A 7,768-nucleotide genomic window follows, 5' to 3' on the forward strand; every position below is an offset into this window, starting at 1 on the left:
AACGATTCCGCTAAGAGAGGATGATGTTAAAATGTGTGGAATTACAGGCTGGATTGATTTCCAAAAGGACCTGAGAAAAGAAGCGGCTGCAATTGGAAAAATGGCGGATACGTTGGCTAAGCGCGGTCCGGATGACACGAATGTCTGGACAGATATACATGCAGGCTTCGGCCATAAAAGGCTAATCGTTGTAGACCCTGCCGGCGGAAAACAGCCCATGACAAGGAAAAAACAAAATAGCCGCTATACCATTTGTTATAATGGCGAGCTATATAATACGGAGGATCTCCGTAAAGAACTCCTTATAAAAGGATATTCGTTTAAGGGCCATTCTGACACAGAGGTTTTACTGACTTCATACATGGAATGGGGTGAAGATTGCCTGGAATATCTGAATGGCATTTTTGCTTTCGCTGTATGGGATGAAAAGAAGGAACAATTATTCATAAGCAGAGACCGGCTTGGGGTAAAACCGTTATTTTATAAAGAAACAAAAAAAGGGATCATTTTTGGATCAGAACTAAAAGCTATTTTGGCCCATCCGGATGTTAAGGCTGAAATTGACAGGGAAGGTCTGGCTGAGGTATTTGGGTTAGGCCCGTCAAGATCTCCAGGTTCAGGTGTATTCAAAGGGGTTGATGAACTGAGGCCTGCACATGCCTTAACTTTTTCAAAAAATGGGCTGAAGGTTTGGCGTTATTGGAATGTGAAAAGCGCCCCTCATGAGGATAGCATTGAAGAAACAGCTGAAAAAGTCCGGAATTTATTTACGGACGCAGTTACAAGGCAGCTTGTTTCGGATGTACCGCTTTGCACGTTCCTATCAGGTGGTGTTGATTCAAGTGCGATCACTGCCATTGCTGCCAAAACCTTTGAGAAAGCGGGAAAAGGCCAGTTGCATACCTATTCTATAGATTATGAAGGAAATGATGTTTTCTTCAAGGCGAATGAATTTCAGCCTAACTCGGATGGCGCTTTTATCCATAGGATGTCCCAAGCTTTTAAAACCAGGCATAATAGCTGTATCATATCACAGCAGCAGCTGGCAGAAGATTTAATAGAATCGGTGCATGTAAGGGACCTTCCAGGCATGGCCGACGTGGATTCCTCTCTGCTCTGGTTCTGTCGGGAAATAAAGAAGGACTTTGTTGTAAGTTTATCCGGCGAATGCGCAGATGAAATATTTGGCGGCTATCCATGGTTCCACAGGAAGGAAGATCTGCAGCGTAAGGGCTTTCCATGGATGAGATCACTTGAAGCAAGGCATGGGCTTTTAAAGGAAAAATGGCGGAATAAGTTGAACATCCAAGACTATGCGATGGAAAAATATATTCAGGCAATCTCGGAAACTCCCAAGTTAGAGGGAGAGAGCGGGGAGGATGCAAGCCGAAGAGAGCTATTCTATATAAATATGATTTACTTTATGACAACATTATTGGATCGTAAGGATAGAATGAGTATGGGTGCAAGCCTTGAAGTGAGGGTGCCATTTGCAGACCATCGCCTTGTGGAATATGTCTGGAATATCCCATGGGAGATAAAAATGCATGGCAACCGAGAAAAGGGCATTTTGCGCAAAGCATTGGAAGGCATCTTGCCAAACGAAGTCTTATATCGAAAAAAGAGCCCTTATCCGAAAACCCATAATCCGGAGTATACCAATACTGTCCAAAAAATGCTCAATGGGTATCTGGAGGACCGATCCTCAGCACTTTATGAATTCTTTGACCACGGCCAGCTGAAGAAAATCATTGAATCGGGCGGAGAAGCATTCCAGGAGCCATGGTTTGGCCAGCTTATGACCGGCCCTCAGCTGCTTGCACATCTTGCACAAATTCATGTCTGGTTTAAAGATTATAATATTAATATTGTTGAATAGGAAAAAGCGGCAGAGCACAATGCCGCTTTTTTATTTAGGCTCTGTTAAATTTGCATGTTGATTCAGCACGAGGCACTCAGCGAACAGCGGGCGGTCTGACGCTCCTCGTCGCTTTGCTCCTGCGGGGTCTCCCTTTGATCCGCACTCCCGCAGGACGTTGAATAAGCATCCTCGAATAAACACCGCACGAAGAAAATGCGAATGCATTTTCGAGGAGCTCGTGCCTTCCGCTCCAATCAACATGGTGCTAAAAACAACAAAAAGCTTTAACAGAGCCTTTATTTAAACTGCTTTGGAGGACACAAAGGATTTACTAATCCATATTTTAGACTTCCAGCGCCACAGCATAAGCAATCCCCTGAGCCATTCATCAGCAATAAATGCAATCCAGATGCCGGAAAGCCCCAGGCCAAAATGGATTCCCAGAAGATAGGAAAGTGTGACACTGACTCCCCACATGGACAGAATCCCCATATAAACCGGGAATTTTACGTCTCCAGCTGCCCGTAAAGAGTTAATGACGACCAAATTAAATGATCTGCCAGGTTCTAGAATGATGGTTAATAGTATCAAAACGCTGCCAACTTTAATAATATCGGAATTTGACGTGAATATTCCCATCAGTTCCTCAGAGAATAGGGCAAAAATTACAGCTGTAGCAAATGAAATTAAAATGGCAAGCCGCAGGCTTTTTAAACACCTTTTATAGGCTGCATCATAATCTTTGGCACCAACCATATGACCGATCAATATCTGCGTTCCCTGGCTTATGGCGACACTGAAAAGAAAAATGAACATCATTATGTTCTGTGCGTACACTTTAGTAGTCAGCGCTTCTGTACCTAAGGCAGCAATAAAAATGGTGATGACCATTTGCGATCCATTATAGGATAGATGTTCCCCAGCGGAAGGAATCCCGATTTTTAAAAGGTTTTTTATATGTCCTTTTGGAAAACGGAATAGCATTCCAAAAGGGAGTGCTCTTTCGGTGCGCTTAAGCAAAAGGGCTAAAGCGGCTGCAAATCCAATCAACCTGCTGGCAACCGTAGAGATGGCAACCCCTTCGACACCCAGTACCGGAAAACCAAAAGGCCCGAAGATAAAAAAATAGTTTCCGATAACATTTAAAATGTTCATGCCAATGGTGATGTACATAACATCCCTTGTAAATCCGTAGCTTCTGATAATCGCCCCTATTGTCATGATCAGGGCTTGAACAAAGGATAGGCCGCCCACAATAATCAAGTAGGAGTTCGCTTCATTTAAAAGTTCTTCTGGCAGATCCATCATTAGAAGCAAAGGCTTGCTTAAAACAAATAAAAGGATACTTAAGAGGATTCCGAAAACAAGGTTTGCCCCCAAAGAAACTACTGATATTTCCGCAGCTGTTTTATCATTCTTTGCTCCTAGATTTTGGGCAATCAGTATCGATGTACCTGTAGCTACAAACCCGAACATGACAATAACAAGAGTAAGGATCTGATTTGATACGCCGACAGCTGCGACAGATTCATCCGAATACTGCGAAAGCATGAGAGTATCTGCATTCCCCATCAGCATATGCAGCAAAATTTCTATAAATATGGGCCAGGTTAAGGCAAATAGTGTTAGTTTTTTCTGGTTCTTAGTCATCTCTATTCTCCCAGGTAAAGTTAATTTATTATAGGTAATCCTATGGGGGCGAAGAAAACGAAAAAAGAAAAGTCTCAAGGACTTAGGCCTTAAGAGCTTTTCTTAACTGATACTGGAGAGGATTTTCTATTTATTTGGCTATGTTAAATTTGCCTGTTGATTTCAGCACGAGGCACTCCCTTTCCGCGGGCGGTCCGACGCTCCTCGTCGCTTTGCTCCTGCGGGGTCTCCCTTTGATCCGCGCTCCCGCAGGACGTTGAATAAGCATCCTCGAATAAACACCGCACGAAGAAAATGCGAATGCATTTTCGAGGAGCTCGTGCCTTCCGCTCCAATCAACAGGGTGCTAAAAACAACAATAAGCTTTAACAGAGCTATTTATTTAAAGCAGAAGGAAATGACAATATATCAAATCCGTAGCCATCAAGCTTAACCTTGAGACTATCGGCTTCCGCTGCAAACTCTTCATTTGAAAGCAAATTTGTGATTTTAACGCCTTTCATGGAATAAGGCAGCGTAAATTCCGTACTTTCAGCCGAAGGATTGGCCAGTACAATGATTGTTTTTGAGTTATTGTATTTTTGATAGGCAACAAGATCGCTGCCTGTATGGAAAAACTCGAGTTGTCCTTCATTGGCTAGCAATTTTTCTTCGCGGCGCAGTTTGATCAGCTGTTGAATATGGGAGAAAAGTTCACGGTCCTGCTTATTTTCATCCCACTCCATGCATTTTCTGCACCCTGGATCCATTTCGCCGCTTAACCCTATCTCATCACCATAATAAAGGCAAGGAGAACCCATAAAGGTAAATAGGATCGTGTAAATAAGCTTAACCCGGTCTTTATTACCCTCACATTCCGTCAGGATTCTTGGTGTATCATGGCTTCCGACAAGATTGAATGCAGCTTCATATACATTAGCCGGATAGCGGTGTATTTCAGCTGTCATGTTATTGGCGAATTCAGTACCCGTTATGGTTTTCTTAGCTATCAGGTTCAACAGATTGGTTGTAAAAGGGTAATTCATGACTGCGTCAAATTGATCACCACGCAGCCAAGGCATCGAGTTGTGCCAAATCTCACCTAAAATATAGAGATCAGATTTGACGCTTTTAACGGCTTGCCTGAATTCACGCCAAAACTGGTGGTCAACTTCGTTAGCTACATCAAGCCTCCAGCCGTCGATATTAAACTCTTCAATCCAGTATTTGGCTACTTTAAGCAAGTATTCTTTTACCTCGGGATTTTTTGTATTCAGCTTCGGCATTTGGGCCACAAAAGCGAAGGTCTCATAATTAGGATATTTTCCGCCCTTTAAAGGGAAGCTGTGTGGATGAAACCAATCCTTGTACTTTGATTTTTCCCCGTTCTCAAGTACATCCTGAAAAGGAGGGAAGTAGTATCCGCTATGATTGAAAACGGCATCAAGCATAACGCGAATATTTCTTTTATGGGACTCTTCTACAAGCCGTTTAAGAGTTTCCTTTGTCCCGAACTGGGGATCAATTTCCAGATAATCGATTGTATCATATTTATGGTTGGAAAAGGCCTTAAAAACAGGTGTGAAATAAATCCCTGTAATGCCAAGATCCTGTAGATAATCCAAATGTTCAATAACACCCTCAAAATCGCCGCCAAAAAAATTGGTGGGGGAAGGAGGGGCACTGCCCCACGGGAGAGCTCCTTCTGGATCATTATCAGGATTTCCATTTGCAAATCTTTCCGGGAAAATTTGATACCAAACCGTCTCCTTCACCCATGAAGGGGCGTCGAAGACCTCTTCGGCATGAAGGTAGGGAAAGTTGAAATAATAACCGGAATCAGTTGGAGGTAAAGTGTAAAATCCCTTTTCAGTTAAAATCAATTCTTCTTCTCCTGACTTTAACTTAAACCCGTACCTTGATCTTCTATAAGGCGGTTCAATAAAAACATGCCAAAAATCATGAATTCCATCCGTACCTGACTTTAACATGTCTGTTTCTTCAAACAGCCATTTTCCATCAGACCAAAGATATTGGTCACCGTGTATTAAAGTTACTTCTGCAACGTCATCTTTTTTTGTTTGTATTCTAATATGTAGGGTTTTTTCGTTGTATGGATATACATAGTGATCAGAAGGATAGTGGATGATAGCTGCTTTTTCCATTGTTATTCCCCTTTCAAAAGTGCAATCGCTTGCATTATATCATATGGAGGAAATAAAAATATAGAATTAGAAAGAATATGCCTCTTTTCTTTTTATAATTTGGACACAATAAATTTTTAAAAAGTAGTTGTAAAAGCCTAAAAACCTTGTATAATAAAAATTAGAAATTGTGCAATCGTTTTCATAGAGTAAAATTCAATAGAATTTACTCAAAAAAGAGATTAAGTGATAACGCAAAAAAATTTTAGAGAGAAATAAAAGCGTTTACACTTTTGTGCAAACGGTTGTACGTTTTAACAGTAAGCAACAGATATATTAGGAGGGGGCAATACCATGAAAAAGTCATTATCTTTCTTTATGATGCTGGTATTAGTAATCGGTATGCTGGCAGCTTGTGGTCCTCAGCGTGAGGCACAGCCAGAAAACACAGGAGAAAAAGATAACGGCAATACAAGCGAAAACCAGGCAGAAGAGCCAAAACCTGAGAAATTAGTAGTTTGGGAAGATACAGATAAAGGTGTAGCATTAAAGCCTGCAATTGAGTCTTTCGAAAAAGAATATGGCATTAAAGTAGAATTCAAAGAATTGGGTATGGCTGATAAGATCCGTGACCAATTAAGACTTGACGGACCTGCCGGAAATGCTCCAGACGTTGTGACTCTTCCTCATGACCAAATCGGCCAGGTTGTAACTGAAGGATTGCTTCAAGAAATTAATGTAGAAGATAGTGTACTTAATACTTTCACAGAATCTTCCATTACTGCACAAATGTTTGATGGAAAGCTTTACGGACTTCCTAAAGCAACTGAAACACCTGTATTCATCTACAACAAAGCACTAATGGATAAAGCTCCTGAAACAATGGATGAGCTTTACACTCAAGCGAAAGAATTAACTACTGGCGGACAGTACGGATTCTTGGCACTTTTCGATAACTTCTATTTCGCACATGGACCAATTGCTGGGATGGGCGGATATGTTTTCAAGGAAAATAACGGTGCATTAGACCGTGATGATGTTGGCTTAAATAACGAAGGTGCTGTTGAAGGTGCCGAGTTTATTCAAAAGTGGTACAGCGAAGGCTTATTCCCTAAAGGAATTATCGGAGAAAGTGGCGGTGCTGCGATGGACGGATTGTTTAATGAAGGTAAAGCAGCATCTGTTATGAATGGACCTTGGGCATTGCAAGGCATGAAGGATGCAGGAATTGACGTTGGTGTAGCGGTTATGCCAAAGCTTCCAAACGGAGAACCTGTTAAAACTTTCATGGGTGTTAAAGGCTGGCACGTAACTGCCTTCACTAAAAACCCTTACTGGGCAACTAAATTAGTTGAACATATCACAAATGAAGAAAATGCAAAAATCCGATTTGAGACAACTCAGGAAATTCCTCCTGTAAAAGCTCTTATCGAGGATCCTGTTATTGCAGAAAACGAAGCTGCAAAAGCTGTTGCAGAGCAATCTCAATACGCAGTTCCAATGCCTAACATTCCTGAAATGGCTGAAGTATGGGGACCAATGGCTTCTGCACTTCAAACAATTGCTACAGGAAAAGCTGAACCAAAAGCAGCTCTTGATGATGCAGTGAAAACAATCAAAACGAATATTGAAACAAATCACCCTGCCAAGTAATCTTGACAGACAAAGGGCAGTACCTCTTAGGAGGTATTGCCCATCATTTTTATAGTTTGACAAAATGGTATTAAAGCGGCAGAAGCCGCTTTAATATTCCTTTCTAGAGCAATCGTTTGCACAAATTTAAAAACATCAATTATGAACTATCAAATGAATTCACTAGTGTTGCATAAATTTTGACGGAATTTTCAGTTTTTACACTTACCCTGCTTAGAGCCAAAAAGGTAAATACCCAATTAAAGGTGGCTCCATCCATTTGGAAAATAATTTACAATTAGACGTTTGTGACGACGACAGTTTGTTTATTAAGGAATGGCTTTTCCTTCGATTTTCCGAAGCCAAATATGTGCCGGCTTCCATAAAGTAGCTCTTAGATAACGGCTAATTTGTAAGGTTTTTCGCTTGCTTTTCGTCTCAAGTTGAACGAGTACATGTAGGCAAAAAACGATTAATGCGATAAACACTTGATTGTGGATCG

General features: G+C 41.3%; 4 protein-coding genes and 1 pseudogene. 2 read left to right on the forward strand and 3 right to left on the reverse strand.

Annotated elements, in window-relative coordinates; genetic code table 11:
* The first annotated feature begins 31 nt into the window (after positions 1 to 31).
* Complete coding sequence (asnB, locus tag IQ19_RS16295; protein ID WP_144543425.1) at positions 32 to 1,879, forward strand: asparagine synthase (glutamine-hydrolyzing); 1,848 nt, start codon at positions 32 to 34, stop codon at positions 1,877 to 1,879.
* Positions 1,880 to 2,161: 282 nt separating this feature from the next.
* On the opposite strand, the gene IQ19_RS16300 is transcribed toward asnB, so the two are convergent.
* Positions 2,162 to 3,511, reverse strand: coding sequence for an MATE family efflux transporter (locus IQ19_RS16300; protein ID WP_144543426.1), 1,350 nt, complete (start codon positions 3,509 to 3,511; stop codon positions 2,162 to 2,164).
* A gap of 374 nt (positions 3,512 to 3,885) precedes the next feature.
* Positions 3,886 to 5,655: an alpha-glycosidase gene (locus IQ19_RS16305; RefSeq protein ID WP_144543427.1), complete on the reverse strand. Its 1,770-nt coding sequence runs from the start codon at positions 5,653 to 5,655 to the stop codon at positions 3,886 to 3,888.
* A 333-nt stretch (positions 5,656 to 5,988) separates the two neighbouring features.
* Here IQ19_RS16305 and IQ19_RS16310 point away from each other — a divergent pair, with 333 nt between their 5' ends.
* On the forward strand, positions 5,989 to 7,287 hold the full coding sequence (locus IQ19_RS16310) for an extracellular solute-binding protein (RefSeq protein WP_144543428.1): 1,299 nt from the start codon (positions 5,989 to 5,991) through the stop codon (positions 7,285 to 7,287).
* A gap of 308 nt (positions 7,288 to 7,595) precedes the next feature.
* Here the strand turns inward: IQ19_RS16310 and IQ19_RS16315 are convergent.
* Positions 7,596 to 7,768: pseudogene (locus tag IQ19_RS16315) on the reverse strand (IS4 family transposase); the annotation flags it as partial.

The organism is Cytobacillus oceanisediminis (assembly GCF_007830235.1).
Classification (GTDB): domain Bacteria; phylum Bacillota; class Bacilli; order Bacillales; family Cytobacillaceae; genus Cytobacillus; species Cytobacillus oceanisediminis.

What these genes read in the sequence shown, in the direction of transcription:
- asnB (WP_144543425.1), top strand. Translation starts at nt 32, where the DNA reads ATGTGTGGAATTACAGGCTGGATTGATTTCCAAAAGGACCTGAGAAAA.
- IQ19_RS16300 (WP_144543426.1), bottom strand. Translation starts at nt 3,511, where the DNA reads ATGACTAAGAACCAGAAAAAACTAACACTATTTGCCTTAACCTGGCCC.
- IQ19_RS16305 (WP_144543427.1), bottom strand. Translation starts at nt 5,655, where the DNA reads ATGGAAAAAGCAGCTATCATCCACTATCCTTCTGATCACTATGTATAT.
- IQ19_RS16310 (WP_144543428.1), top strand. Translation starts at nt 5,989, where the DNA reads ATGAAAAAGTCATTATCTTTCTTTATGATGCTGGTATTAGTAATCGGT.